Below are 25,433 nucleotides of genomic sequence, written 5' to 3'. Positions count from 1 at the left end.
GTCCTGGGCCTGCGCCGCGGGCGCGGCCGCGGCCGCGGCGGCGCCCAGGGCGAAGGCGGTCGCGGCGGCCAGTGCCAGGTGTCGGCGCCGTGAGCGGAGGGGTCGTACGGGTCGCGGCATCGAGTGCTCTCCTCGCAAAGGGTTGGGAGCGATTCCACGCACATCCTGTCATTGATAGACGTGAATGTCAAGAAAGGCCGTCCCGAACCCCCGCCCACCCAGGGGAACGATAGGCGCCATCCTCCGTCGCGGGTCCGACAGGATTCGGCCCGCCGCGACCCCGTGTCACCCGATCGGGCGACCGCCCGGTCCGGCTACCGCTGGGTCGGCGGCCCGCTCGTCCCGCGCACCACCAGCTTCGACTCCAGCTTGAGCACCGCGCCCGGCTCCCGCACGCCGCGCAGCTGCTCGTCGGCCGCCCCCACCGCGAGCCGCGCGAGCCGCGGCACGTCCTGGCGCACCGTGGTCAGGTCGATGTGGCTGAGCCCGGCGATGTGCGAGTCGTCGTAGCCGACGATCGAGACCTGCTCGGGGATCTTCACGCCGGCCCGCGTGAACACGTCGAGCAGGCCGATCGCGCACTGGTCGTTCGAGGCGAACACCGCCGTGGGCAGGCCGTCGTCGCTCGCGAGCATCCCGCGCGCGGCGTCCTGGCCGCCCTCCTCGGTGTGGTTGCCGGGGATGATCCGGATGCGGTCGGCCAGTCCGTGGGAGCGCATCGCGTCCCGGTAGGCGCGCCGCCGCTCGGGTGCGCCGGGGCGCGATCCGCCGTCGACGTGCGCGATGTCGCGGTGTCCGAGTCCGACCAGGTGGTCCACGACCTCGCGGGCGCCGGGCCGGTCGTAGGAGGTCACGATGTCGACCGAGGTGCTCTTGAGGTGGCGTCCGAGGACGACCACCGGCAGCCGCGCTCCCAGATCGGCGATGTCCTCCTCGCTGATCGTCGGGCCGCACAGCAGCAGCGCCTCGCTTCGGTGGCCCACGAGCGCCTCGATCGCCTTGTGCTCGTCGCGGCTGGGGACGGCCGCCGAGAGCACCAGGTCGTAGCCGAGCTCCTCGGCGGTGGGGTAGATGGCCTCGACGAGGTCCACGTGGTGGGGGTTGCGCGCGGTGAAGAGCACGCCGAGCACCTTGCTGCGGCCGCGGGCGAGGAGCCGCGCGGCCATGTCGGGCTTGTATCCCAGGCGGGCGGCGGCCTCGAAGACGCGCTCGCGCGTCTCCGGGCTCGCGCCGGGCTGGTCCCTGAAGACCAGGGAGACGAGCGCCCGTGAGACGCCCAGCTCCGCGGCGACGTCCGCCATGGTGGGCTTGCGCGACCGCGGTGCCGGGGTGCGGTCAGATCCTTGTCTCGGGTTCGGGGGGGTCATCGGGTCGTGGTCCTTCCGATTCAAATGCGTAATGAAGTTTTTCATACGCGACCACTTGACTGCGCGACGTGGCGCATGCCATTCTAGCTTGACTAGCGCGCTCTAGTAGCGCGCGCTAACCAGACATATCCCATGCAATTGGCGACCGCCGGTCCCCGGCGGGCGCCGCACCACGTCCCCCCGAGGAGGCAACGTTGGCTCCGCAGCGGCGAACCGGCCCCGGCACCGGCCCCTACGAGGTCGTCACGATGGGCCGCATCGGCGTCGACCTGTACCCGGCCCAGACCGGCGTCCCCATCCCCGAGGTCGCCTCGTTCAACAAGTACCTGGGCGGGTCCCCGACGAACGTCGCCGTCGCGGCGGCCAGGTACGGGCGGCGGGCCGCGGTGGTCACCAAGGTCGGCGACGACCCCTTCGGGACCTACGTGCGCAAAGCGCTGGGGGAGTTCGGGGTCGACGACCGCTTCGTCGGCACCGACCCGCACAACCCCACCCCGATCACGTTCTGCGAGGTCTTCCCGCCCGACGACTTCCCCCTCTACTTCTACCGCTTCCCCAAGGCCCCCGACCTGAACGTCGCGGCCGACGAGCTCGACACCGACGCGATCGCCGCCGCGCAGGTCTTCTGGGCCACCGTCACCGGCCTGTGCGCCGAACCGAGCCGCACCGCCACCCTCGCCGCGCTCGAAGCGAGCCGCCCCTGCCCCTTCACCGTCCTCGACCTCGACTGGCGCCCCATGTTCTGGGACAGTCCGGACGAGGGCCGCCGCTGGGTCCAGGAGGCCCTCGCCTTCGCCGACGTCGCGGTCGGCAACCTCGACGAGGTCGAAGTCGCCGTCGGTACCCGCGACCCCCGCGGGGCCGCGAAGCGCCTGCGCGACAAGGGCGTCAAGCTCGCCGTCGTCAAGCAGGGCCCCAAGGGCGTGCTCGCCGTGGACGACTCCGGCGAGGTCGAACTCCCGCCCGTCCCGGTCGACGTGGTGAACGGCCTCGGCGCCGGGGACGCCTTCGGCGGCGCCCTCGTCGACGGACTCCTCTCCGGACTCCCGCTGACCACGGTCATCGCCCGCGCCAACGCCGCCGGCGCCATCGTCGCGGGCCGCCTCGCCTGCTCCTCCGCCATGCCCACCGCGGCCGAGGTCGACGCCAAGCTCAAGGAGGCCGCGGATGCGCGCTGACCGGCTCGCACTCCTCACCGAGGCCCGCCTGCGCCGCCCCGAGGCGATCACCGAAGCGGCCGCCGTCCGCCAGCGCGCCGACAGCCCCGTCGGACCCTCCGGCAAGTGCTTCGTCATCGCCGCCGACCATCCCGCGCGCGGCGCCCTCGGCACCGGCGGCGACCCCTTCGCCATGGCGAACCGGGCCGACCTCCTCGACCGCCTGGTCATCGCCCTGGAGAACCCCGGCTGCACCGGCGTCCTCGGCACCGCCGACATCCTCGAAGACCTGCTCCTACTGGGCGCGCTCGACGGCAAGAGCGTCTTCGGCTCCATGAACCGCGGCGGCCTCGCCGGAGCCTCGTGGGAGATCGACGACCGGTTCACCGGCATGACCGCCGCCGGCATCGCCCGGCTCGGCTTCGACGGCGGGAAGACCCTCACCCGCATCGACTACGACGACCCCACCACGCCCTCGGTCCTTGAGCACACCGCCCGCGCGATCGACGACCTCGCCGACCGCGGCCTGATCGCCATGGTCGAACCGTTCATCTCCACTCGCAAGGGCGGCAAGGTCGTCAACGACCTCTCCACCGAGGCCGTGGTCAAATCCGTGGCCATCGCCTCCGGGCTCGGCACCACCTCCGCCTACACCTGGCTCAAACTCCCGACCGCCCCCGACCCGGTCCGAGTCGCCGCCGCGACCACCCTCCCGGTCGTCCTCCTCGGCGGCGAGGTCGCCGACCTCGACGCCCAGCGCGACAAGTGGGCCCAGGCCCTCGAAGCACCCAATGCCGTCGGCCTGACCGTGGGACGATCCCTCCTCTACCCGGCCGACGGCAATGTGGCCAAGGCCGTCCAGAAAGTGGTGGACCTGCTGTGAACCGATACCACCTGCCCGCCCGCTCCACCGAGGACGGCCTCTACGACACGGTCGTCACCCCCGAGTCCGCCGGCTGGACCCACTCCGGCCTCAAGATCCTCGAACTCGAACCCGGTGCCCTCCACACCTTCGCCACCGGGACCGCAGAGCACCTCATTCTTCCGCTCTCCGGTTCCTGCGAAGTCGCCGTCGACGGTCTGGCCTTCACCGTGAGCGGCCGGCCCGACGTGTTCAGCCAGGCGAGCGACTTCGTCTACGCGCCAAGGGACGCCGAGGTAACCGTCACGAGCCTGACCGGCGGCCGGTTCGCGCTCACCTCCGCCGAGTGCGACCACCGGCTCCCGGCCCGGTACGGCTCGGCCGAGGCCGTCCCGATCGAGGCCCGCGGCGCGGGCACCTGCGCGCGGCAGGTCCGCAACTACTGCCTGCCCGGCACCTTCGAGGCCGACAAGCTCCTGGTGTGCGAGGTGATCACCCCCGGCGGGAACTGGTCGTCGTACCCGCCGCACAAGCACGACGAGGAGAAAGACGGCGAGAGCGTGCTCGAAGAGATCTACTACTTCGAGATCGACCGGCCCGAAGGCTTCGCGTTCCACCGCGTCTACGGCACGCCCGAGCGCCCGATCGACGTGTCCGCCGAGGTCCGCTCCGGCGACGTCGTCCTGGTCCCGCACGGGTGGCACGGCCCCAGCGCCGCCGCACCGGGCTACGACCTGTTCTACCTCAATGTGATGGCCGGTCCCGGCGAGCGGGCGTGGCTGATCAGCGACGACCCCGCCCACGCCTGGATCCGCACCACCTGGGAGACCGCCCGATGAGCACCGTCCGACTCACCACCGCCCAAGCGCTCGTGCGCTTCCTCGCCGCCCAGCACACCGAACGCGACGGCGAGCGCCGCCGACTCATCAACGGCACCTTCGGGATCTTCGGCCACGGCAACGTCGCCGGACTCGGCCAGGCCCTCCTCCAGGCCGCCCGCACCGGCGAAGCGGACATGCCCTACCTGCTGGCGCGCAACGAGCAGGCCATGGTCCACGCCGCCACCGCCTACGCCAAGCTCACCGACCGGCTCTCCACGTACGCCTGCACCGCCTCCATCGGCCCAGGGTCCACGAACATGGTCACCGGCGCCGCCCTCGCGACGATCAACCGGCTCCCAGTCCTACTCCTGCCCTCCGACATTTTCGCCACCCGCGCCCCCGACCCGGTGCTCCAGCAGCTGGAGGACACCCGCGGCGGCGACGTCTCGGTCAACGACGCGTTCCGGCCCGTCTCCAAGTACTTCGACCGCGTCTCCCGCCCCGAGCAGTTGATCCCGGCCGCGCTGGCGGCGATGCGAGTGCTGACCGACCCGGTCGAGACCGGCGCGGTCACGCTCTGCCTGCCGCAGGACGTCCAGGCCGAGGCCCACGACTGGCCCGTCGAGTTCTTCCGCGAGCGGGTGTGGACCGTCCGCCGCCCCGAGCCCGACGCCGCCGAACTCGAAGCGGCCCTGAGGGTCCTGCGCTCGGCGCAGCGCCCGCTCATCGTCGCGGGCGGCGGGGTCGTCTACTCGCGGGCGACCGAGGAGCTGCGCGCCTTCGCGGCTGAGCGCGGCATCCCCGTCGCCGAGACCCACGCCGGGCGCGGCTCGGTCCAGTGGGACCACCCGCAGTCGGTCGGCGCGCTCGGCTCCACCGGTTCGCGCGCCGCGAACCTCCTTGCGGCCGAGGCGGATGTGGTGCTCGGCATCGGGACCCGCTACTCGGACTTCACCACCGCCAGCCACACAGTGTTCGGCGACGCGAGGTTCGTGAACCTGAACGTGGCGGTCCTCGACGCGGCCAAGCACGCCGCCTCGACGCTCGTCGCCGACGCCCGCGCCGGGATCGCCGCCCTCGACTCCGGCCTGGGGGAGTGGCGGGCCGACCGGGGCTGGACCGCCCGCGCCCAGAGCCTCGCCGGCGAATGGCAGGCCGTCATCGACCAGGCCAAGCACCTCGGGCACGGGCCGCTCCCCGCCCAGACCGAGATCCTCGGGGCCCTCAACGACGCCGTGGGCGAGCGCGACATCGTCATCAACGCCGCCGGGTCGATGCCCGGCGACCTCCAGATGATGTGGCGCTCAAGGGATCCGAAGCAGTACCACGTCGAGTACGGCTACTCGTGCATGGGATACGAGATCGCCGCCGGGCTCGGCTGCAAGCTCGCCGACCCCGACCGCGGCGTGTTCGTCCTGGTCGGCGACGGCTCCTACCTGATGCTCGCCTCCGAGATCCCCACCCTCATCTCGGAGGGGCTCAAGGTCGTGATCGTCATCGTCCAGAACCACGGCTTCGCCTCCATCGGCGCGCTCTCCGAATCGCTCGGGTCGCAGCGCTTCGGCACCTCGTACCGCTACCGCGACCCCGAGACGGGCCTGCTCGACGGCGGTACGCTGCCGGTCGACTTGGCCGCCAACGCCGCCAGCCTCGGCGCGAACGTGCTCACCGCGACCACCGTCGCCGAATTCAATCAGGCGATCGAAACCGCCAAGGCCGCCGAGACGACCACCGTCGTCCACGTCGAGACCGACCTCCACTCGCCCGGCCTGCCGCAGAGCGCCTGGTGGGACGTGCCCGTCAGCGAGACGTCCGAACTCGACTCCACCCGGGCGGCCTACGACGCCTACACCGACTCAAGGCGCGCCCAGCGCCACTACCTCTGAGGGACAAGCGATGACGACCATCGAACACTGGATCGGCGGGGCGTACGCCCGCGGCGCCTCCACCCGCACCTCCACGGTCTTCAACCCCGCCACCGGCGAGGCCGCCCGCGAGGTCCTCCTCGCCGAGACCGCCGACGTCGACGCGGCCGTCGCCGCGGCCGCGAAGGCGTTCGAGGCGTGGGGCGACTCGTCGCTGTCGCAGCGCACCAAGGTCATGTTCCGGTTCCGGGAGCTGATCGTCGCGCACGAGGACGAGCTCGCGCGGCTCATCTCGGCCGAGCACGGCAAGGTGGTCGAGGACGCGCGCGGGGAGATCATCCGCGGCCGCGAGGTCGTCGAGTACGCCTGCGGGATCGCCGACGCGCTCAAGGGCTCCTACTCCGACCAGGTCTCCGGCGGCGTGGACGTCTTCAACTTCCGCCAGCCCCTCGGGGTGTGCGCGGGGATCACGCCGTTCAACTTCCCGATCATGGTCCCGATGTGGATGCACCCGGTCGCCATCGCCACCGGGAACACGTTCATCCTCAAGCCCTCCGAGCGCGACCCGTCCGTCTCCAACCTCGTCGCCGAGCTGTACGCCGAAGCGGGACTTCCGGACGGCGTCTTCAACGTCGTCCACGGCGACAAGACCGCCGTCGACGCGATCCTGGACCACCCCGACATCGCCGCGGTCTCCTTCGTCGGCTCCACCCCGATTGCCAAGTACGTGCACGAGAAGGCGACCGCCTCCGGCAAAAGGGTCCAGGCCCTCGGCGGCGCCAAGAACCACGCCGTGGTCCTGCCCGACGCCGACATCGAGTTCGCCGCCGACCACCTGACGGCCGCCGCGTTCGGCTCGGCCGGGCAGCGGTGCATGGCGATCTCGGTCGGGGTCGCGGTCGGCGAGGCCGGCGACGCCCTCGTCGAGGTCCTCAAGCGCAAGGCCGAAGCCGTCAAGGTCGGCCCCGGCGACGACCCGTCCTCCGAGATGGGCCCGGTCGTCACGGCCGCCTCCCGCGACCGGATCACGGGGCTGGTCGCGGGAGGCATCGACCAGGGCGCGGTCCCGGTGGTCGACGGCCGCGGGCTCACCGTGCCCGGCCACGAGGGCGGGTTCTTCGTGGGCCCCACCCTCCTCGACAAGGTCACGCCCGAGATGGACGCCTACCGCGAGGAGATCTTCGGACCCGTGCTCGCCGTCGCCCGAGCGGCTACTGTGGACGAGGCGATCGCGCTCATCAACGCCAACCCCTACGGCAACGGCACCGCGATCTTCACCTCCTCCGGCGCAGCGGCGCGCCGCTTCCAGCGCGAGGTCAAGGTCGGCATGATCGGCGTCAACGTCCCCATCCCCGTCCCGATGTCCTACTACTCCTTCGGCGGCTGGAAGGACTCCCTCATCGGCGACTCCCCGATCCACGGCCCCGAAGGCGTCCGCTTCTACACCCGCGTCAAGACCGTCACCTCCCGCTGGCCCGAAGTCCGCCAGACCGTCGAAGCCGCCTTCCACTTCCCTACAAGCAGTTGAGTCCCACGAGCAACTGACGACCCCCAGCTGAACGGACAGGAGCATGTCAATGCCGACACCCACCGCCCCGAACCTGCGCCTCGGCTCGGCCCCCGACTCGTGGGGGGTCTGGTTCGCCGAGGACGACCGCCAGCTCCCTTATTCGCAGTTCCTGGACGAGCTGGCCGAGTCCGGTTACGAGTGGCTCGAACTGGGCCCCTACGGCTACCTGCCGACCGACCCGGCCGTCCTGTCCGCCGAGGTCGCCAAGCGCGGCCTGAAGGTCTCCGGCGGGACCGTCTTCGGGAACCTCCACCGCCCCGACAAGTTCGACGAGACCGTCGACATCGTCGGCAGGGTCGCGGCGCTCACCGCCTCCCAGGGCGCCAAGCACGTCGTGTTCATCCCGCCGCTGTTCCGCGACGAGAAGACCGACGCCGTCAACGACGTCGTGGAGTGGGACGCCGAGCAGTGGAAGACCGTGCACGCCACCGCGAACCGCATCGGGAAGCGGATGTTCGAGGAGCACGGCGTCACCATCGCGGTCCATCCGCACGCGGACACGCAGATCTGCACGCAGGCGCAGATCGAGACGTTCCTGGACGGCACCGACGGCGACTACGTCTCGTTGTGCCTGGACACCGGGCACGTCGCCTACGGCGGCGGCGACAACCTCGACCTGATCCGCCGCTACGCGGAGCGCATCGGCTACGTCCACATCAAGCAGATGGACCCCGAGATCCTGCGGCAGGTCCGCGAGGAGGACCTCGGCTTCGGCGAGGCCGTCAAGCGCGGCGTGTGCGTCGAGCCGCCCGCGGGCGTCCCGAACCCCGCCGACATCGTGACCGCCCTGTCCGGGCTCGACGCCGAGCTGTTCGTCATCGTCGAGCAGGACCTGTACCCGTGCGAGCCCGACGTGCCGCTGCCCATCGCGGTCCGCACCCGCAACTACCTGAACGGCTGCGGGCTCGGCGCCCGCCGCCAACAGTCCTGACACACCGCAGAGAGAGGCAGAGGCCCATGAAGATCGGCTTGATCGGCACCGGCTGGATCGGCGAGGAGCACGTCAAGCGCCTCTCCGGCACCGTCAGCGGCGCGGAGGTGGTCGCCGTGTCCGACATCGACGCCGAGCGCGCCGCCATGGTGGCCTCCATGGCCGGAGCCCGGGTCGTGGAGTCCGCCGAGAAGCTCGTCACCGACCCCGAGGTCGAGGCCGTCGTCGTGGCCTCGTGGGGCCCGGTCCACGCCGAGCAGGTGCTCGCCTGCATCGCCGCCGGCAAGCCGGTGTTCTGCGAGAAGCCGCTGACGACCGACGCCGCCGACGGGCTGCGCATCCTCGAAGCCGAACAGGCCCACGGGAAGCGCCTCGTCCAGGTCGGCTTCATGCGCCGCTACGACGCCGGGTACCGCCAGATGAAGCAGGTCCTCGACACCGGCGGCATCGGCGTCCCGCTCATGGCCCACTGCGTCCACCGCAACCCCGACTCGCCCGAGTCGTACCACTCCGACAAGCCCATGGTCGACACCGCCGTCCACGAGATCGACGCGCTCCGCTGGCTCCTCGGCGAGGAGTTCGCCGCCGTCCAGGTCGTCGTGCCGCGCTCGACCTCGAAGCGGTTCCCGCACCTGGTCGACCCGCAGATCCTGCTCCTGGAGACCGCCTCGGGCGCGCGCATCGACGTCGAGGTCTTCGTCAACTGCCGGTACGGGTACGACATCCAGTGCGAGATCGTCGGCGAGACCGGCACCGTGCGCCTCCCCGACCCCGCCGCGCCCCTGGTGCGCAGCGAGGGCCGTGCCTCGTACGCGGTCGCCCAGGACTTCCCCAGCCGCTTCGCCGACGCCTTCGACACCGAGCTCCAGGAGTGGGTCGACTCGCTGCGCACCGGCGAGGCGACCGGGCCGAGCGCCTGGGACGGCTACGCCGCCACCGTGGTCACCAACGCCGCCGTCGAGGCCCGCCGCACCGGCGCCGTCGTCCCGGTCGACCTCCCCGAGAAGCCCGCCTTCTACAAATAGCCATGACTTTGCTCTGGGGTTAAAAGACGGGCCCGGCCCTTCGTTCAGGCCGGGCCCGTTCCCTCACCCCGTCGGGATGCCGCCGTTCACCAGCGGTACCGGCTCGGCCTCCACTTCGGTCACCTGCCCGACCTCCACGTGGTAGGTCGTCCCGTTGTAGTCCTGCACGCCGCCCTCGACGGTCATGATGCCGACCGTGCCGTACCCGGCGTGGTTGACGTCGCTGTACGACAGCGGCACGATCCCGTTGCCCTGCAAGGAACCCGATTCGACCGCCGCGATCAGCGACTCGCGCGTCGGGTCCTGCCCGGCCGCCGCGAGCGCCTCCGCGAACAGGTAGCCCACGCTCATCCCGATCACCGTGTTCGCCGTGAACGGCGCGCCCTCGTTGTACTCGTCGTTGATCTGCCGGAACAGGGAGATCCACTCGCTGTCGGGCCCGAACGGCAGGTAGTTCACGCACACCATGCCCTCCAGCAGCTGCGCGGCGGTCTCCTCGCCGAGGATCCCGACCAGCGACGGGTAGTCCGCGCCCGACGAGGACACGTACCACTGCGGGAACCAGTCCATCTGCGCCGCCGTGGCCACCGTCAGCGCCGTGAACCCGTTGATCGTCCCCAGGATGTTCACCTCGCAGCCGGCCGCCTTGAGCTTGCCCAGCTGCACCGACACGTCGGTCTCCGAGGTCGTGTACGTCTGGATCTCGGTGATCTCGTTGCCGCCCATGACCGCCTCGACGCCTTCGAGGAGGCCCTCGCCGTAGTCGTCGGCCTGCCCGAACACGCACACCTTCGCGCCCGGCGCCTGCTCGACCGCGTACTGCGCCAGCGCCGCGCCCTCGGTCGTGTACTCGGCGACGTACCCGAACGCGTTGGGGTACAGGGAGGGCTGGTTCCACACCCGCGAGCCGGACGCGATGAACAGGTCCGGGACGCCCTCGTCGTTCAGGTAGTCGAGGACCACCGAGTGCGTGGGCGTGCCCAGGCCGTTGACGATCGCCAGGACCTCGTCGTCCTCGACGAGCTCGGTCACGACCTCGTTCGTCTGCTGCGGCTGGTAGGCGTCGTCCTTGACGAGGTACTCGATGCTCCGCCCGTTCACGCCGCCGTTGTCGTTGACGTACGCGAAGTACGCCGACGTCGCCGCCGACACCGCCGAGTACCCGGCCGCGGCCGGGCCCGTCAGCGGCTGGTGCGTCCCGATGGTCACCGTGTCGGCCGTGACGCCCGGGACCGGCGCCGCCTCCTCCTCGTCCGAGCCCGTGCAGCCGGTCAAGCCGAGCGCCGCGGCGACCGCTATGGCCGCCGCGCTCCTCGACGTCTTCGCGGGGGTCCGCATGTCGATCACCTCTTCGTGGTCGTCCCGGGCGCCGCGTATCGAAGGACATTGATGGGGAGCGGCACCCGCGTGCACGCAAAATACTATTCGGTAACTTGTGTTTCCGCAGCCCTCAAGGCGCGCCGACCGGACACAACCCCCTCCACCGTCCGGCCGAGTCCCTGCACCGAAAGCGAATACCGCACGCGAATCGGTCATAGACTCGACTCGGGGGTGAACACCATGAACCAATTGACGGTCAAGAACTTCGGGCGACCCGACGAATCGGTCGACCTCAGCGGACACGGCCACCGGAACATGGTCATGCTCGACGGCATGCCCATCGAACTCGGCGAGTTCGACCGGGGCTGGCGCTGGTCCAACGACGTCAAGCCGATGGCGGGGACCGACACCTGCCAGGTCCACCATCTCGGCTACTGCGTCGAAGGACACCTGCTGGTCCACATGGACGACGGCACCGACCAGGACATCAACGCGGGCGACGCGTTCGAGATCCCGCCGGGGCACGACGCCGAGGTCGTCGGCGACCACAAGGTCGTACTCGTCGACTTCGGCAAGGCCTTCGACAACCGCTGACAGGGCCGCGACGGGCCGCCTCCGGAACGGGGGCGGCCCCGAACCGTCCAGCCGCTGGGACGCGATTCCCACCAGGGGCGGGATCACACCGGCCCGGATGGCAGACTTGACGCGTGTTGCGATGGATGACAGCTGGAGAGTCCCACGGCCCCGAACTCGTGGTCACGATCGACGGCCTGCCCGCGGGGGTCGAACTGACCACCGAGGCGGTCGCCGCCGAACTGGCGCGCCGCCGCCTCGGTTACGGCCGCGGCGCCCGCATGAAGTTCGAGGCCGACGCCGTCAGCTTCATCGGCGGCCTCCGCCACGGCCGCACCCTCGGCTCGCCCGTCGCCATCCGCGTCGGCAACTCCGAGTGGCCCAAGTGGGAGACCGTCATGGCCGCCGACCCGGTCGACCCCGCCGAACTCGACGGGATCGCCCGCAACGCCCCCCTGACGCGCCCGCGCCCCGGCCACGCCGACCTCGCCGGCATGCAGAAGTACGACCACGACGACGCCCGCCCGATCCTGGAGCGCGCCTCCGCCCGCGAGACCGCCGCCCGCGTCGCCGGCGGCACCGCCGCCAAGGCCTTCCTCAAGCAGGCCTTCGGCATCGACATCGTCTCCCACGTCAAGGCCCTCGGCCCCGTCCGCGCCAAGGAGGGCCTCGTGCCCACCCCGGACGACTTCGCGGCCGTCGACGCCGACCCGCTGCGCTGCATGGACTCCGAAGCGTCCGCCCGCATGGTCGCCGAAGTCGACGCCGCCAAGAAGGACGCCGACACCCTCGGCGGCGTCGTCGAGGTCCTCGCCTACAACGTCCCGCCCGGGCTCGGCTCCCACGTCCAGTGGGACCGCAAACTCGACGCGCGCCTGGCGACCGCCCTCATGTCGATCCAGTCGGTCAAGGCCGTCGAGATCGGCGACGGCCTCATGCAGTCCGCCGTCCGCGGCTCCTCCGCCCACGACGAGATCGTCCCCGGCCCCGACGGCGTTCAGCGCCTCACCGACCGCGCCGGCGGCCTCGAAGGCGGCATCACCACCGGCCAGCCGCTCCGCGTCTCGGCCATGCTCAAGCCCATCTCGTCGCTGACGCGCCCCCTGCGCACCATCGACACCGTCACCGGCGAGGCCGCCGAGGCCATCAACCAGCGCTCCGACGTCTGCGCGGTCCCCGCCGGGGCCGTCGTCGCCGAGCACATGGTCGCCTACGTCCTCGCCGAGGCCGCCCTGGAGAAGTTCGGCGGCGACTCTGTGGGCGAATCGCGCCGCAACTTCGAGAACTACCTCGAGAACCTGCGGGTGAAATAAATGGCGCTCGTCGTGATCGTCGGCCCGCCCGGCTCCGGCAAGACCACCATCGGCACGGCGCTGGCCGAGGCGCTCGGCGCGCCCTTCCGCGACGCCGACGCCGACATCGTCGCCGTCGCGGGCAAGCCGATCGCGGACATCTTCGTCGACGACGGCGAGGACCACTTCCGCGCGCTCGAACGCGAGGCGGTCCGCCGGGCCGTGGCCGAGCACGACGGCGTCCTCGCCCTCGGCGGCGGCGCGGTCCTGGCCGCGGAGACCCGCAAGCTCCTGGCCGACGTCACCGTCGTCCACCTCCGCGTCGACCTCGGCGAAGCCGTGCGCCGCAACGAGATCGACAAGGGCCGCCCGCTGCTCCAGGTCAACCCGCGCGCCACGCTGCGCCGGCTCCTGGAGGAGCGCCTGCCGCTCTACCGCGAGGTCGCCGACATCGAGATCGACACCACCGGAAGGGACGTGGCCGACCTGACCGCCGAGATCCGGGGCCGCCTCGCGGTCCGCACCGTGGTCGTGGGCGACGCCGAGACGCCCTATCCGGTCCTCATCGGACGCGGCACCGTCGACCGCCTGCCGGAGTTCCTCGGCAAGGCCGCGCGGGTCGCCGTGCTCCACACCGAGAGCACCGCTCTCCTCGCGGAGCGGGTCGGCTCGCTCCTGCCCGAAGGCGTCGAGGCGACGCTCATGGAACTGCCCGACGCCGAGGACGGCAAGACCGTCGCCGTCGCCGAGCAGGTCTGGGAGGCGCTCGGCTCCGAGGGCTTCACCCGCACCGACCTCGTCGTCGGCGTCGGCGGAGGCGCGGTCACCGACCTCGCCGGATTCGTCGCCGCCTGCTGGCTCCGCGGCGTCGCCGTCGTCCACGTCCCGACCTCGCTGCTCGGCGCGGTCGACGCGGCCGTCGGCGGCAAGACCGGCGTCAACACCGCCGCCGGGAAGAACCTCGTCGGCGCCTTCCACCCGCCGCGCGCGGTCCTGGTCGACCTCGACAACTTCGCGACCCTGCCCCGCCGCGACCTCGCCGCGGGCCTCGCCGAGGTCGTCAAGGCCGGCTTCATCGCCGACCCGGTCATCCTCGACCTGGTCGAGGCCGACCCCGAGGCCGCCCTGGACGCCACCGGCCCGGTCGTCGCCGAACTCGTCGAGCGCGCCATCGCCGTCAAGGCCGAGGTCGTCGCCTCGGACCTCAAGGAGGGCGGCCTGCGCGCCATCCTCAACTACGGGCACACCTTCGCCCACGCCATCGAGAAGCTGGAGCACTACCGCTGGCGCCACGGCGACGCCGTCGCCGTCGGCATGGTCTACGCCGCGCACCTGAACGCGATCACCGGCCGCGCCGACCTCGTCGAGCGCACCAAGGCCGTGCTCGAATCCCTCGGCCTGCCGACCACGTACGAGGCCGGTCGCTGGGACGACCTGCTGAAGGCCATGTTGATCGACAAGAAGAACGTCGGCGCCACCCAGCGCTTCGTCCTCCTCGACGCGCTCGCCGCGCCGGTGGTGGTCGACGACGTGACCGCCGCCCAGCAGCGCGAAGCCTATGAGAGGCTGACGGCATGAGCGACGACAAGTTGGTCCTGGTGCTCAACGGCCCCAACCTCAACCGGCTCGGCAAGCGCGAACCGGCGATCTACGGCTCCCAGACCCTCGCCGACCTGGAGGCGCTCTGCGTCAAGACCGGCGAGGAGCTGGGCCTGGAGGTGTCCTTCCGCCAGACCAACCACGAGGGCGAGATGCTGGAGTGGCTCCACGAGGCCGCCGACAACGGCTACCCCGTGGTCCTCAACTCGGCCGCCTGGACCCACTACTCGATCGCCGTCGGCGACGCGTGCGCCCAGCTCACGGCCCCGCTCATCGAGGTCCACCTCTCCAACGTGCACCAGCGAGAGGCCTTCCGGCACCACTCGTTCGTGTCGGCCCACGCCAAGGCCGTCATCGCCGGCCTGGGCCCCTACGGATACGTGGCCGCGCTCGAATTCATCGCCGCCGCCTAGTTTCCGGATCGATCGGGCAATGTGGCTTCGGCCACGGGGCCGTTTCGGCTTGGCGGTGTCGTCGTTGAACAGGTGTGCTACTTCGATACCGGTATCGGCTGTATCCGACGGCGCCGCAGCGAGATGCGCTTGCGCGGGCGTTCGGGTGTGCCCGGGTTGTCTACAACGATGCTGTGGCCGCCCGGAAACACGCGCATCGTGAGGGGCTCCGGTATCCCAGCGCGGGGGCCTTGTCGAAAGCACTGATCACCGAGGCGAAGCGCCACCCCGATCGGGCCTGGCTCGCCGAGGTCTCCTTCACCGTGCTGCAACAGTCGTTGCGCGACGTGGATCGGGCATACAACAACTTCTTCGCCTCCCTCTCCGGGAAACGGCAAGGTGCGCGGGTGGGCCCGCCCCGGTTCAAACGACGCTCAGGCACGCAGTCGATCCGCTTCACCCGCGGCGCCGCTTTCCGCATCTTGGACAACGGGCGGCTGCGCCTGCCCAAGATCGGCGCGTTGAAGGTCGCCTGGTCGAGAGATATGCCCTCCGACCCCTCCTCAGTGACGGTGCTCAAGACCCCGACCGGCAAGTACTACGCGAGTTTCGTCATCGCAGTCGCCGATGGTGCTCAGAAACTGGAACCGCTCGACGACTCTGACACCGAGACCGGAGTCGACCATGGTCTGGCGCACTTCGCGGTGCTGCGCGGCGGGAGGGTGGTCGAGTCTCCGAGGTTTCTCCGGACGCTTGAGCGGAAACTGAAACGGGCCCAGCGGGCACTAGCGGGGAAGACGAAGGGTTCAGCGAATCGGGTCAAGGCCCGAGTGAAGGTCGCGAAGATCCATGAGGACATCAAGTACGCGCGTTCGGACTGGATCAACAAGCAGGTGATCGGCATCCTTCGCGAGAACCAAGCGGTGTATGTCGAAGACTTGCATGTCAAGGGCCTTGCCCGCGGACGGTCCGCCAAGAGCGTTCATGATGCGTCGTTCGGGATGTTCCTTGCCCGGCTCGAATCGAAGGCGCAGCGCACCGGCCGCACCTTTGCTCGCGTGGACCGATGCTTCCCCTCCACGCGGCTGTGCTCCGAGTGCGGGGCCCTCACCGGGCCCCGAGGGCTAGAGGGGCTGAATATCCGAATGTGGGAATGCGAGTGCGGCGCCGTACACGACCGCGACCGAAATGCCGAAATCAACATCAGACGCGAAGGCCAGCGTTTGGTGGCCGCCGGGCAGGCGGACACCTAAAACGCCTGCGGATGGCAGGTAAGACCCGGGAAACCTCGGGCGCAGCCAGTTGAAACAGGAACCCACCCGTGGACGGGCGATGCAAGCGGCCCGCAAGCCGGGAACCTCCGACCCTCCAGGTCGGGGAGGATGCCAACGAAAGAGACGAGCGCCCGAGTTCTCGTGGGGCTCCAGCCACAGTTGAACGGCCTTGAAACGCGACGACCAGTGAGTGGGCGCTAGGATGGGCGGTCGGCCCGCATAAAACCTTTACTAGGAGAGACGAACGCCCGTGGCATCCACGAACGACCTCAAGAACGGCCTGGTGCTCAACCTGGAGGGCCAGCTCTGGCAGGTGCAGGAATTCCAGCACGTCAAGCCCGGCAAGGGCCCCGCGTTCGTGCGCACCACCCTCAAGCAGATCCCCTCGGGCAAGATCGTCGACAAGACGTTCAACGCCGGCACCAAGGTCGAGACCGCGAACGTCGACCGCCGCACCATGAGCTACCTCTACAAGGAGGGCGAGGACTTCGTGTTCATGGACATGGAGTCCTACGAGCAGTTCCCGCTCGGCCCGAACCTCGTCGGCGACGCCGCGAAGTTCATGCTGGAGAACTCCGAGGTCACCATCGCCTGGCACGACGGCAAGGCCCTCTACGTCGAGCTCCCGGCCTCGGTCGAGCTCGTCATCACCTACACCGAGCCGGGCCTCCAGGGCGACCGCTCCTCCGGCGGCACCAAGCCCGCCACCGTCGAGACGGGCGCCCAGGTCCTCGTGCCGCTGTTCATCGACAACGGCGAGAAGATCAAGGTCGACACCCGCGACGGCAAGTACCTCTCGCGAGCCTAGGGGTGGGGAACCAGCAGAGCGGACCCGACCGGCTCACCGCCCGCACCAAGTGGCGGATGCGGGCCGTCGAGATCCTGTACGAGGCCGAGTCCCGCGGCGAGAGCGCCAAGCGCGTCCTCGCCGAGCGGGCCGACCGCGCCTTCACCGACCCCGAGGCCCCGCGGCTCCCGAAGTACTCCGAGGAGCTCGTGCGCGGCGTCGACGAGTACCGGTTCGAGCTGGACGAGGCCATCGGCCGCGCCGCCTCCGGCTGGTCGGTCGAGCGGATGCCCGCGGTCGACCGGAACGTCCTCCGGGTGGCGCTGTACGAGATCATCTACGTCGAGGACGTCGACACGCCCGTGGCCATCAAGGAGGCCATGCGCGTGGCGGAGCAGATCGGCTCCTCCGACGACACCTCGTTCGTGAACGCGGTCCTCGACGCGGCGGCGAAAGCCGAAGAGTAGGTTTCAGATACGAAGAACGGCCGAGCCCTCCGATCCTGGGCCCGGCCGTTTTCCGTTGTGTCTTATTCGCCGTCGGACGCGAAGAACGCCTGGAGGTCGTGCACGAGCACGCCGAAGTCCTCAAGCTTCTCGATCAGGCCGGAGGGCGTGGTCGAGTAGACCACCGCGAGCGTGTACAGGTCGTCGGCGCGGATCGAGAGGATCCGGCCGTTGTAGTCGCCGCGGCGCTGCTGGATGGAGCGCGCGAGCTTGGCCACGTGCTCCAGCTCGGGGTCGGGGTGGTCGTAGAGCGCCTCAAGGTTGAGGACGATCTTCTCGGCCTGCTCGACCGGGAGCGGCACGCCCTCGGGAAGCAGTTCCGAGACGGGGATCCGGTAGAAGTCGGCCAACTCCGCGAGGCGGCTGACGGTGATCGACCTGTCGCCCCGCTCGTAGGAACCGATGACGACGGCCTTCCACTTGCCGCCGGACTTGTCCTCGACGCCTTGCAGGGACAGGCCCTGCTGCATCCGAATGTCGCGCAGCCGGTTGCCGAGCGCCTTGGCGTAGTCAGATGTCGCCATGCTGGGATCAACTCCAATTTTCGGTACGAGAGGAATCCTATTGTTGACTACCGTCGGTGACCATCGGCCGTTGGGGTGCCCCCAAACAGTGTTCTTCGTCGCGTGAGGCCCGAAAGACTGACCGGCAAATCATGGCATATCAGTCAAAGATGCAGCTAAAGACGTCATGCTTTTGGGATCCGGGTTTACGCTCCGTCACGAGCGGCGTAGCATCGTCCGCGACGAAACCGTTCTTTAACAGACCGTCCAGTGAGGCGGAGAAGGAGGTTCGCGTGGTTTCCCCTGCCCTCAGGCAGAACGAGGAAGACCCGTCGGGCGAGCACGGTCTTCAAAAGCACATCCTCGCGGCAGAAGACATCGGCCGCATCCTCGACCGCATCGCCCACCAGATCCTGGAGAAGACCAAGGGCGCCCCCGACACGATGCTCCTCGGCATCCCCACCCGCGGTGTCGCGCTCGCCGGCCGGCTGGCCGACCGCATCCGCCGCTTCGCCGACGTCGACGTCCCCGCCGGGACCCTCGACATCACGCTCTACCGGGACGACCTGCGCCGCAACGCCCTCCGGCCCCTCGGCCCGACCGAGCTGCCGCCGGGCGGCGTGGACGACCAGCGGGTCATCCTCGTCGACGACGTGCTCTACTCCGGACGGACCGTCCGCGCCGCGCTCAACGCGGTCCACGACCTCGGCCGCCCCGCCAGCGTCCAGCTCGCCATCCTGGTCGACCGCGGCCACCGCGAGCTGCCCATCCGCGCCGACTACGTCGGCAAGAACATCCCGACCGCCCGCGACGAGAACGTGGCCGTGCGCCTGACGGAGTACGACGGGTTCGACGCGGTGGTCCTGACGGGAGGCCGGGAGCGATGAAGCACCTGCTCACCACCAAGGAACTCACCCGCGACGAGGCCGAGCTCATCCTCGACGTCACGCAGCAGATGGCCGACGCGGTCACCGGCCGCGAGGTCCCCAAGCTCCCCGCGCTGCGCGGGCGCACCGTCGTGAACCTGTTCTTCGAGGACTCGACCCGCACCCGCACCTCGTTCGAGACCGCGGCCAAGCGCCTGAGCGCCGACGTCGTCAACTTCGCCGCCAAGACCTCCAGCGTGAACAAGGGCGAGAGCCTGCGCGACACCGCGCTCACCTTGCAGGCCATGGGCGCCGACGCGGTCGTCATCCGCCACCCCGCCGCGGGCGCCCCGCAGCGGCTCACCGAGTGGATCGACGGCGCGGTCCTCAACGCCGGCGACGGCACCCACGCCCACCCGACGCAGGCCCTCCTCGACGCCTACACGATGAAGCAGCGGCTCGGCTCGATCGAGGGCCGCACTGTCGCGATCGTGGGGGACATCCTCCACTCGCGCGTGGCCCGCTCCAACGTGTGGCTGCTGTCCAAGCTCGGCGCGAACGTGCGCCTGGTCGGCCCGCCCACCCTGCTGCCCAAGGACATCGGCGAGTGGCCCGTCGAGATCGGCTACGACCTCGACGCGAGCCTCAAGGGCGTCGACGCCGTCATGATGCTCCGCGTCCAGCGCGAGCGCATGCACGCCGCGTTCTTCCCGACCGCCAACGAGTACGCCCGCCTCTACGGCCTCGACGAGCGCCGCCTCGCCCTCCTGCCCGACCACGCGATCGTCATGCACCCCGGACCGATGAACCGCGGCATGGAGATCGCCGCGAACGTCGCCGACTCGCCCCGCGCCACCATCACCGAGCAGGTGACCAACGGTGTCTGGGTCCGCATGGCCGTCCTCTACCTGCTGCTGACGAACGGAGAAGCCCGGTGACCGACCTCCTGATCAAGGGTGCCGACCTGATCGGCAAGGGCCGCAAGGACATCCTCGTCCGCGACGGCCGCGTCGCCGAAGTCGGCTCCGTCAGCGCCAAGGACGCCGCGTCGTTCAACGGCACCGTCGTCGACGCCGACGGCCTGGTCCTCCTGCCCGGCCTCGTCGACCTCCACACCCACCTGCGCGAGCCCGGCCGCGAGGACGCCGAGACCGTCTACTCCGGCACCCGCGCCGCCGCCAAGGGCGGCTACACCGCCGTGTGCGCCATGGCGAACTCGTACCCCGTCGCCGACACCGCCGGCGTCGTCGAGCAGGTCGCCGCCCTCGGCAAGGCCGCCGGGTACGCCGACGTGCAGCCCATCGGCGCCGTCTCGGTCGGCCTCGAAGGCAAGCAGCTCGCCGAGATCGGCGCGATGGCCCACTCCGCCGCGGCCGTGCGCATGTTCTCCGACGACGGCCACTGCGTCTCGGACCCGATCATGATGCGCCGCGCCCTCGAATACGTGAAGACCTTCGGCGGGCTCATCGCCCAGCACGCCGAGGAGCCGCGCCTGACCGAAGGCGCCCAGATGAACGAGGGCGCCGTCTCGGCCGAGCTAGGCCTGCCCGGCTGGCCCGCCGTCGCCGAGGAGGCGATCATCGCCCGCGACGTGCTCCTCGCCGAGTACACCGGCGCGCGCGTCCACTTCTGCCACGTCTCCACCGCCCGCAGCGTCGACATCATCCGCGAGGCCAAGGCCCGCGGCGCCAAGGTCACCGCCGAGGTCTGCCCGCACCACCTCCTCCTCACCGACGAGGCCGCGCGCACCTACGACCCCGTCTACAAGGTGAACCCGCCGCTGCGGCGCGAGTCCGACGTCGCGGTCCTGCGCGGCGCGCTCGCCGAGGGCGTCATCGACGCCGTCGCCACCGACCACGCCCCGCACGCCCCGCAGGACAAGGACTGCGAGTGGGCCGCCGCCCGGCCCGGGATGCTCGGCCTGGAGACCGCCCTGTCGATCACCGTCCTCGCCCTCGGTGGTCCGTCCGCAGTGGACTGGGACGTCGTCGCCGAGCGGACCTCGCGCACCCCGGCCCGCATCGCCGGGCTCGAAGCGCACGGGCGCGACCCGCAGCCGGGCACCGAAGCGAACTTCACGCTCGTCGACCCCGCCGCGACATGGACCGTGGTCCCCGCCGACCTCGCGTCCCTGTCGCGGAACACCCCGTACGCCGGGATGGAACTCCCGGTCACCGTCCAGGCGACGTTCCTTCGCGGACGCGCCACCGTGCTGAACGGCAAAATCGCAGAGGAGACGACCGAATGAGCAGCAGAGCACCAGCGATCCTCGTGCTTGAGGACGGCCGCGTCTTCCGCGGCGAGGCCTTCGGCTCGGTCGGCGAGACCTTCGGCGAGGCCGTCTTCAACACCGGCATGACCGGCTACCAGGAGACCCTCACCGACCCGTCCTACTACGGGCAGGTCGTCGCCCAGACCGCCCCGCAGATCGGCAACACCGGCTGGAACGACGAGGACGACGAGTCCCGCCGCATCTGGGTCGCCGGGTACGTCGTCCGCGACGCCTCCCGCACCGCCTCCAACTGGCGCGCCAAGCGCGGCCTCGAAGACGAGCTCGCCGCCCAGGGCGTCGTCGGCATCTGCGAGGTCGACACTCGCGCCCTCACCCGCCACCTGCGCGAGGCCGGCGCGATGCGCGTCGGCATCTCCTCGCGCTCGACCGACGCCGAGGAGCTCCTCGCGAAGGTCCGCAGCGCGCCGCAGATGGCCGGCGCCAACCACGTCGGCGCCGTCACCGCCTCCGAGCCGTACACGTACCAGGCCAAGGGCCCCGCGAAATACACGGTCGCCGCCATCGACCTCGGCATCAAGCGCAACACCCCGCGCCGCCTCGCCGAGCGCGGCATCACCACCACCGTGTTCCCGGCCTACGCCGACGTCGACGCGGTCCTAGCCGACGCCCCCGACGCGGTGTTCCTCTCCAACGGCCCCGGCGACCCTGCCACCGCCGACCACCAGGTCGAGCTCACCCGCGAGCTGCTGCGCCGCGGCGTCCCGGTCTTCGGCATCTGCTTCGGCAACCAGATCCTCGGCCGCGCCCTCGGCCTGGAGACCTACAAGCTGAAGTTCGGCCACCGCGGGATCAACCAGCCCGTCCTCGACCGGCACACGAACAAGATCGAGATCACCGCCCACAACCACGGGTTCGCCTTGAAGGCCCCCGAGACCGGCGAGTACTTCGAGACCGAGTTCGGGCGCGTCCAGGTCAGCCACGTCTGCCTCAACGACGACGTCGTCGAAGGGCTCACCTGCCTCGACGCCCCCGCCTACTCCGTGCAGTACCACCCCGAGGCCGCCGGCGGGCCGCACGACGCCGACTACCTGTTCGACCGGCTCGTCGAACTCATCGAGAGCACCAAGGGGGCCAAGGCAGATGCCTAAGCGCGACGACCTCAAGCACATCCTGGTCATCGGATCGGGTCCCATCCAGATCGGCCAGGCCTGCGAGTTCGACTACTCCGGCACCCAGGCCTGCCGCGTCCTCCGCGAGGAGGGCCTGCGCGTCACGCTCGTCAACTCCAACCCGGCCACGATCATGACCGACCCCGAGTTCGCCGACGCGACCTACGTCGAGCCGATCACCACCGAGGTCATCGAGCAGATCATCGCCAAGGAGAAGCCCGACGCGATCCTGGCGACCCTCGGCGGCCAGACCGCCCTCAACGCCGCCGTCGGCCTCCACGACGCGGGCATCCTCACCAAGTACGGCGTCGAGCTCATCGGCGCCGACATGGACGCCATCCAGCGCGGCGAGGACCGCCAGCAGTTCAAGGAGGTCGTCCTCAAGGTCGGCGGCGAGGTCCCGCGCTCGGCCGTCTGCCACACCATGGACGAGGTCCGCGACACCGTCAAGGACCTCGGCCTCCCCGTCGTCATCCGCCCCTCCTTCACCATGGGCGGCCTCGGCTCCGGCATGGCCCACACGTGGGAGGACGTCGACCGCATCGCCGGCAACGGCCTCGCCGAGTCGCCCACCACCGAGGTCCTCATCGAGGAGTCCGTCCTCGGCTGGAAGGAGTACGAGCTCGAACTCATGCGCGACCGCAACGACAACGTCGTGGTCGTCTGCTCCATCGAGAACGTCGACCCCATGGGCGTCCACACCGGCGACTCCGTCACCGTCGCCCCCTCGATGACCCTCACCGACCGCGAGTACCAGCACATGCGCGACGTCGGCATCGCGATCCTGCGCGAAGTCGGCGTCGACACCGGCGGCTGCAACATCCAGTTCGCGATCGACCCGGCCACCGGCCGCATGATCGTCATCGAGATGAACCCGCGCGTCTCCCGCTCCTCGGCGCTCGCGTCCAAGGCCACCGGCTTCCCGATCGCGAAGATCGCCGCGAAGCTCGCCATCGGCTACACGCTCGACGAGATCCCCAACGACATCACCAAGGCCACCCCGGCCGCGTTCGAGCCCACGCTCGACTACGTCGTCGTCAAGGTCCCGCGCTTCACGTTCGAGAAGTTCCCCGGCGCCGACCCGACCCTCACCACCACCATGAAGTCCGTCGGCGAGGCCATGAGCCTGGGCCGGACCTTCCAGCAGGCCCTCCAGAAGGCCCTGCGCTCCACCGAGACCAAGCAGGCCGGGTTCTGGACCCGCCCCGACCCGGTCGGCGCCACGCTGGAGAACACCCTCGAAGCGCTCAAGACCGCCCACGACGGCACCCTCTACACCGCCGAGCGCGCCCTGCGCCTGGGCGCGTCGATCGCCGAAGTCCACGAGGCCTGCAAGATCGACCCGTGGTTCCTCGACCAGGTCGCCCAGCTCATCGAGCTGCGCGACGAGATCGAAGCGGCCGCTGTCGCCGACGAGGCGCTCCTGCGCCGCGCCAAGCGCGCCGGGTTCTCCGACGCCCAGGTCGCGGCTCTGCGGCCCGAACTCGCCGGCGAGGACGGCGTCCGCCGCCTGCGCCACCGGCTCGGCCTGCGCCCGGTCTTCAAGACCGTCGACACCTGCGCCGCCGAGTTCGAGGCCCACACGCCCTACCACTACTCGACCTACGAGGAGGAGACCGAGGTCGCGCCCTCCAACCGCCCCAAGGTCATGATCCTCGGGTCCGGGCCCAACCGCATCGGCCAGGGCATCGAGTTCGACTACTCGTGCGTCCACGCAGTCCAGGCCCTGCGCGCGGTCGGCTACGAGACCATCATGGTCAACTGCAACCCCGAGACCGTCTCCACCGACTACGACACCGCCGACCGGCTCTACTTCGAGCCGCTCACCTTCGAGGACGTCACCGAGGTCTTCAACGCCGAGCACGAGTCCGGGAAGGCCGCGGGCGGCCCCGGCGTCATCGGCGTCGTCGTCCAGCTCGGCGGCCAGACCCCCCTCGGCCTCGCCGAGCGCCTCCAGAACGCCGGGCTCCCCATCGTCGGCACCAGCCCCAAGGCCATCGACAACGCCGAGGACCGCGGCGTCTTCGGGCGCCTCCTCGGCGACCTCGGCCTAGTCGCCCCCGCCGGCGGCACCGCCACCTCCTACGAGGAGGCCCGCGAGGTCGCCGAGCGCATCGGCTACCCCGTCCTGGTCCGGCCCTCGTACGTCCTCGGCGGCCGCGGCATGGAGATCGTCTACGACGAGGACACCCTTGAGGGCTACATCTCCCGCGCCACCGAGGCCAGCCCCGAGCACCCGGTCCTCATCGACCGGTTCCTCGACGACGCGATCGAGATCGACGTCGACTGCCTGTGCGACGGCGAGGACTTCTACCTCGGCGGCATCATGGAGCACATCGAGGAGGCCGGCGTCCACTCCGGCGACTCCGCGTGCGCCCTCCCGCCGATCAGCCTCGGCGCCGCCGTCATCGAGCAGATCCGCGACTACACCGCGAAGCTCGCCTTCGGCATCGGCGTCCGCGGCCTCATGAACGTCCAGTACGCCCTCAAGGACGAGCAGCTGTACGTCCTCGAAGCGAACCCCCGCGCCTCCCGCACGGTCCCGTTCGTCTCCAAGGCCACCGCCGTCCCGCTCGCCAAGGCCGCCGCCCGCATCGCGCTCGGCGCCAAGATCGGCGAACTGCGCGCCGAAGGCATGCTCCTGCCCGAGGGCGACGGCTCCGACGCCGGACCCGAGGTCCCGATCTCCGTCAAGGAGGTCCTGCTGCCGTTCAAGCGCTTCCGCACCGTCGAAGGCGCCGGGCTCGACGCCGTCCTCGGCCCGGAGATGAAGTCCACCGGCGAGGTCATGGGCATCGACTCGTCCTTCGGCCTCGCCTTCGCCAAGGCCACCCTCGCCGTCTACGGCAAGCTCCCCGTCTCCGGGAAGCTCTTCGTGTCGGTCGCCGACCGCGACAAGCGCGCCATCGTCTTCCCGGTGCGCCGCCTCGTCGACCTCGGCTTCACCGTCTACGCCACCGAAGGCACCGGCCTGGTCCTCAAGCGCCACGGCATCGACTTCACGCCCGTCGCCCGCCACTCTTCCGGCGAGGCCGTCGACGCCGTCAGCCTCATCGCCTCCGGCCAGGTCGACCTCGTCATCACCACGCCCTCGGCCTCCCCGGGCCCGCGCACCGACGGCTGGGAGATCCGCTCCGCCGCCGTCGTCGCCGACGTGAGCTGCGTAACCACCATCCAGGGCGCGGCCGCGGCCGTGCAGGCCATCGAGTCGGCCTCGCGCGGCGAGATCCGCGTCGCCTCGCTCCAGGAGCTCCACCGCCGCCTCCGCGGCGCCGAGAAGGCCGCGGCCTGAAAACCATGGCGAAGCTTGCGAGCCATGCC

22 protein-coding genes are annotated in these 25,433 nt (G+C 70.5%); 19 read left to right on the top strand and 3 right to left on the bottom strand.

Annotation, left to right across the window (positions count from 1 at the left end; genetic code table 11):
- Positions 1 to 314: 314 nt before the first annotated feature.
- Positions 315 to 1,367 carry a LacI family DNA-binding transcriptional regulator gene (locus DI269_RS09155; RefSeq protein WP_232822679.1) on the bottom strand — a complete coding sequence of 351 codons (1,053 nt, stop codon included), beginning with the start codon at positions 1,365 to 1,367 and terminating at the stop codon, positions 315 to 317.
- A 194-nt stretch (positions 1,368 to 1,561) separates the two neighbouring features.
- On the opposite strand from DI269_RS09155, the gene iolC reads away from it, so the two are divergent.
- Genes iolC through DI269_RS09120 form a run of 7 tightly spaced genes read left to right on the top strand, consistent with a single transcriptional unit; the run spans position 1,562 to position 9,598 of the window.
- Positions 1,562 to 2,545 (top strand): 5-dehydro-2-deoxygluconokinase, encoded by a 984-nt coding sequence (gene iolC, locus DI269_RS09150; RefSeq protein ID WP_232822678.1) that lies wholly within the window; start codon positions 1,562 to 1,564, stop codon positions 2,543 to 2,545.
- The gene (locus DI269_RS09145) at positions 2,535 to 3,407 is read left to right on the top strand and encodes a Cgl0159 family (beta/alpha)8-fold protein (RefSeq protein WP_112134956.1); all 873 of its coding nucleotides are present in this window, start codon (positions 2,535 to 2,537) and stop codon (positions 3,405 to 3,407) included. Before iolC ends, DI269_RS09145 begins: the two co-directional genes overlap by 11 nt.
- On the top strand, positions 3,404 to 4,225 hold the full coding sequence (gene iolB, locus DI269_RS09140; protein ID WP_112134955.1) for a 5-deoxy-glucuronate isomerase: 822 nt from the start codon (positions 3,404 to 3,406) through the stop codon (positions 4,223 to 4,225). The genes DI269_RS09145 and iolB overlap by 4 nt, the downstream gene beginning before the upstream one ends.
- On the top strand, positions 4,222 to 6,093 hold the full coding sequence (gene iolD, locus DI269_RS09135) for a 3D-(3,5/4)-trihydroxycyclohexane-1,2-dione acylhydrolase (decyclizing) (protein ID WP_112134953.1): 1,872 nt from the start codon (positions 4,222 to 4,224) through the stop codon (positions 6,091 to 6,093). The genes iolB and iolD overlap by 4 nt, the downstream gene beginning before the upstream one ends.
- 10 nt (positions 6,094 to 6,103) lie before the next feature.
- Positions 6,104 to 7,600 (top strand): CoA-acylating methylmalonate-semialdehyde dehydrogenase, encoded by a 1,497-nt coding sequence (locus DI269_RS09130; RefSeq protein WP_112134951.1) that lies wholly within the window; start codon positions 6,104 to 6,106, stop codon positions 7,598 to 7,600.
- A gap of 49 nt (positions 7,601 to 7,649) precedes the next feature.
- Positions 7,650 to 8,573, top strand: a complete 924-nt coding sequence (locus tag DI269_RS09125) for a TIM barrel protein (RefSeq protein ID WP_198667271.1) — start codon at positions 7,650 to 7,652, stop codon at positions 8,571 to 8,573.
- A gap of 26 nt (positions 8,574 to 8,599) precedes the next feature.
- A complete protein-coding gene (locus tag DI269_RS09120; RefSeq protein ID WP_112134947.1) occupies positions 8,600 to 9,598 on the top strand; it encodes a Gfo/Idh/MocA family protein in 999 nt (332 codons plus the stop codon).
- Positions 9,599 to 9,661: 63 nt separating this feature from the next.
- Here the strand turns inward: DI269_RS09120 and DI269_RS09115 are convergent, their stop codons facing one another.
- A complete protein-coding gene (locus tag DI269_RS09115) occupies positions 9,662 to 10,936 on the bottom strand; it encodes an ABC transporter substrate-binding protein (RefSeq protein ID WP_112134974.1) in 1,275 nt (424 codons plus the stop codon).
- Between the two features lie 222 nt (positions 10,937 to 11,158).
- On the opposite strand from DI269_RS09115, the gene DI269_RS09110 reads away from it, so the two are divergent.
- From DI269_RS09110 to nusB, 7 genes are all read left to right on the top strand, one after another.
- Positions 11,159 to 11,512, top strand: coding sequence for a cupin domain-containing protein (locus DI269_RS09110; RefSeq protein WP_112134972.1), 354 nt, complete (start codon positions 11,159 to 11,161; stop codon positions 11,510 to 11,512).
- Between the two features lie 113 nt (positions 11,513 to 11,625).
- Positions 11,626 to 12,804, top strand: a complete 1,179-nt coding sequence (gene aroC, locus DI269_RS09105; RefSeq protein WP_112134945.1) for a chorismate synthase — start codon at positions 11,626 to 11,628, stop codon at positions 12,802 to 12,804.
- On the top strand, positions 12,805 to 14,361 hold the full coding sequence (gene aroB / locus DI269_RS09100; RefSeq protein WP_112134943.1) for a 3-dehydroquinate synthase: 1,557 nt from the start codon (positions 12,805 to 12,807) through the stop codon (positions 14,359 to 14,361).
- On the top strand, positions 14,358 to 14,795 hold the full coding sequence (aroQ, locus tag DI269_RS09095; RefSeq protein ID WP_112134940.1) for a type II 3-dehydroquinate dehydratase: 438 nt from the start codon (positions 14,358 to 14,360) through the stop codon (positions 14,793 to 14,795). Before aroB ends, aroQ begins: the two co-directional genes overlap by 4 nt.
- A gap of 74 nt (positions 14,796 to 14,869) precedes the next feature.
- On the top strand, positions 14,870 to 16,027 hold the full coding sequence (locus DI269_RS09090) for an RNA-guided endonuclease InsQ/TnpB family protein (protein WP_112134938.1): 1,158 nt from the start codon (positions 14,870 to 14,872) through the stop codon (positions 16,025 to 16,027).
- Positions 16,028 to 16,298: 271 nt separating this feature from the next.
- Entirely contained in the window at positions 16,299 to 16,856 is a 558-nt protein-coding gene (gene efp / locus DI269_RS09085; protein ID WP_112134937.1) for an elongation factor P, read from the top strand.
- 2 nt (positions 16,857 to 16,858) lie between these two features.
- Complete coding sequence (nusB, locus tag DI269_RS09080; RefSeq protein WP_112134935.1) at positions 16,859 to 17,302, top strand: transcription antitermination factor NusB; 444 nt, start codon at positions 16,859 to 16,861, stop codon at positions 17,300 to 17,302.
- 62 nt (positions 17,303 to 17,364) lie between these two features.
- Here the strand turns inward: nusB and DI269_RS09075 are convergent, their stop codons facing one another.
- Positions 17,365 to 17,865 carry a transcriptional regulator gene (locus DI269_RS09075; RefSeq protein ID WP_091034397.1) on the bottom strand — a complete coding sequence of 167 codons (501 nt, stop codon included), beginning with the start codon at positions 17,863 to 17,865 and terminating at the stop codon, positions 17,365 to 17,367.
- Positions 17,866 to 18,137: 272 nt separating this feature from the next.
- On the opposite strand from DI269_RS09075, the gene pyrR reads away from it, so the two are divergent.
- Genes pyrR through carB form a run of 5 tightly spaced genes read left to right on the top strand, consistent with a single transcriptional unit; the run spans position 18,138 to position 25,404 of the window.
- Complete coding sequence (pyrR, locus tag DI269_RS09070) at positions 18,138 to 18,731, top strand: bifunctional pyr operon transcriptional regulator/uracil phosphoribosyltransferase PyrR (RefSeq protein WP_269814150.1); 594 nt, start codon at positions 18,138 to 18,140, stop codon at positions 18,729 to 18,731.
- Positions 18,728 to 19,648, top strand: a complete 921-nt coding sequence (locus tag DI269_RS09065) for an aspartate carbamoyltransferase catalytic subunit (protein ID WP_112134932.1) — start codon at positions 18,728 to 18,730, stop codon at positions 19,646 to 19,648. The genes pyrR and DI269_RS09065 overlap by 4 nt, the downstream gene beginning before the upstream one ends.
- The gene (locus DI269_RS09060; RefSeq protein WP_112134930.1) at positions 19,645 to 20,958 is read left to right on the top strand and encodes a dihydroorotase; all 1,314 of its coding nucleotides are present in this window, start codon (positions 19,645 to 19,647) and stop codon (positions 20,956 to 20,958) included. The genes DI269_RS09065 and DI269_RS09060 overlap by 4 nt, the downstream gene beginning before the upstream one ends.
- Entirely contained in the window at positions 20,955 to 22,091 is a 1,137-nt protein-coding gene (gene carA / locus DI269_RS09055) for a glutamine-hydrolyzing carbamoyl-phosphate synthase small subunit (RefSeq protein ID WP_112134928.1), read from the top strand. Before DI269_RS09060 ends, carA begins: the two co-directional genes overlap by 4 nt.
- Positions 22,084 to 25,404, top strand: coding sequence for a carbamoyl-phosphate synthase large subunit (gene carB, locus DI269_RS09050; protein WP_112134926.1), 3,321 nt, complete (start codon positions 22,084 to 22,086; stop codon positions 25,402 to 25,404). The genes carA and carB overlap by 8 nt, the downstream gene beginning before the upstream one ends.
- Positions 25,405 to 25,433: the final 29 nt, after the last annotated feature.

It is taken from the genome of Glycomyces dulcitolivorans (genome assembly GCF_003265355.1).
GTDB classification, from domain to species: domain Bacteria; phylum Actinomycetota; class Actinomycetes; order Mycobacteriales; family Micromonosporaceae; genus Glycomyces; species Glycomyces dulcitolivorans.
The sequence above is the reverse complement of the archived record's forward strand: the minus strand, read 5'-3'. Positions and strand labels throughout refer to the sequence as shown.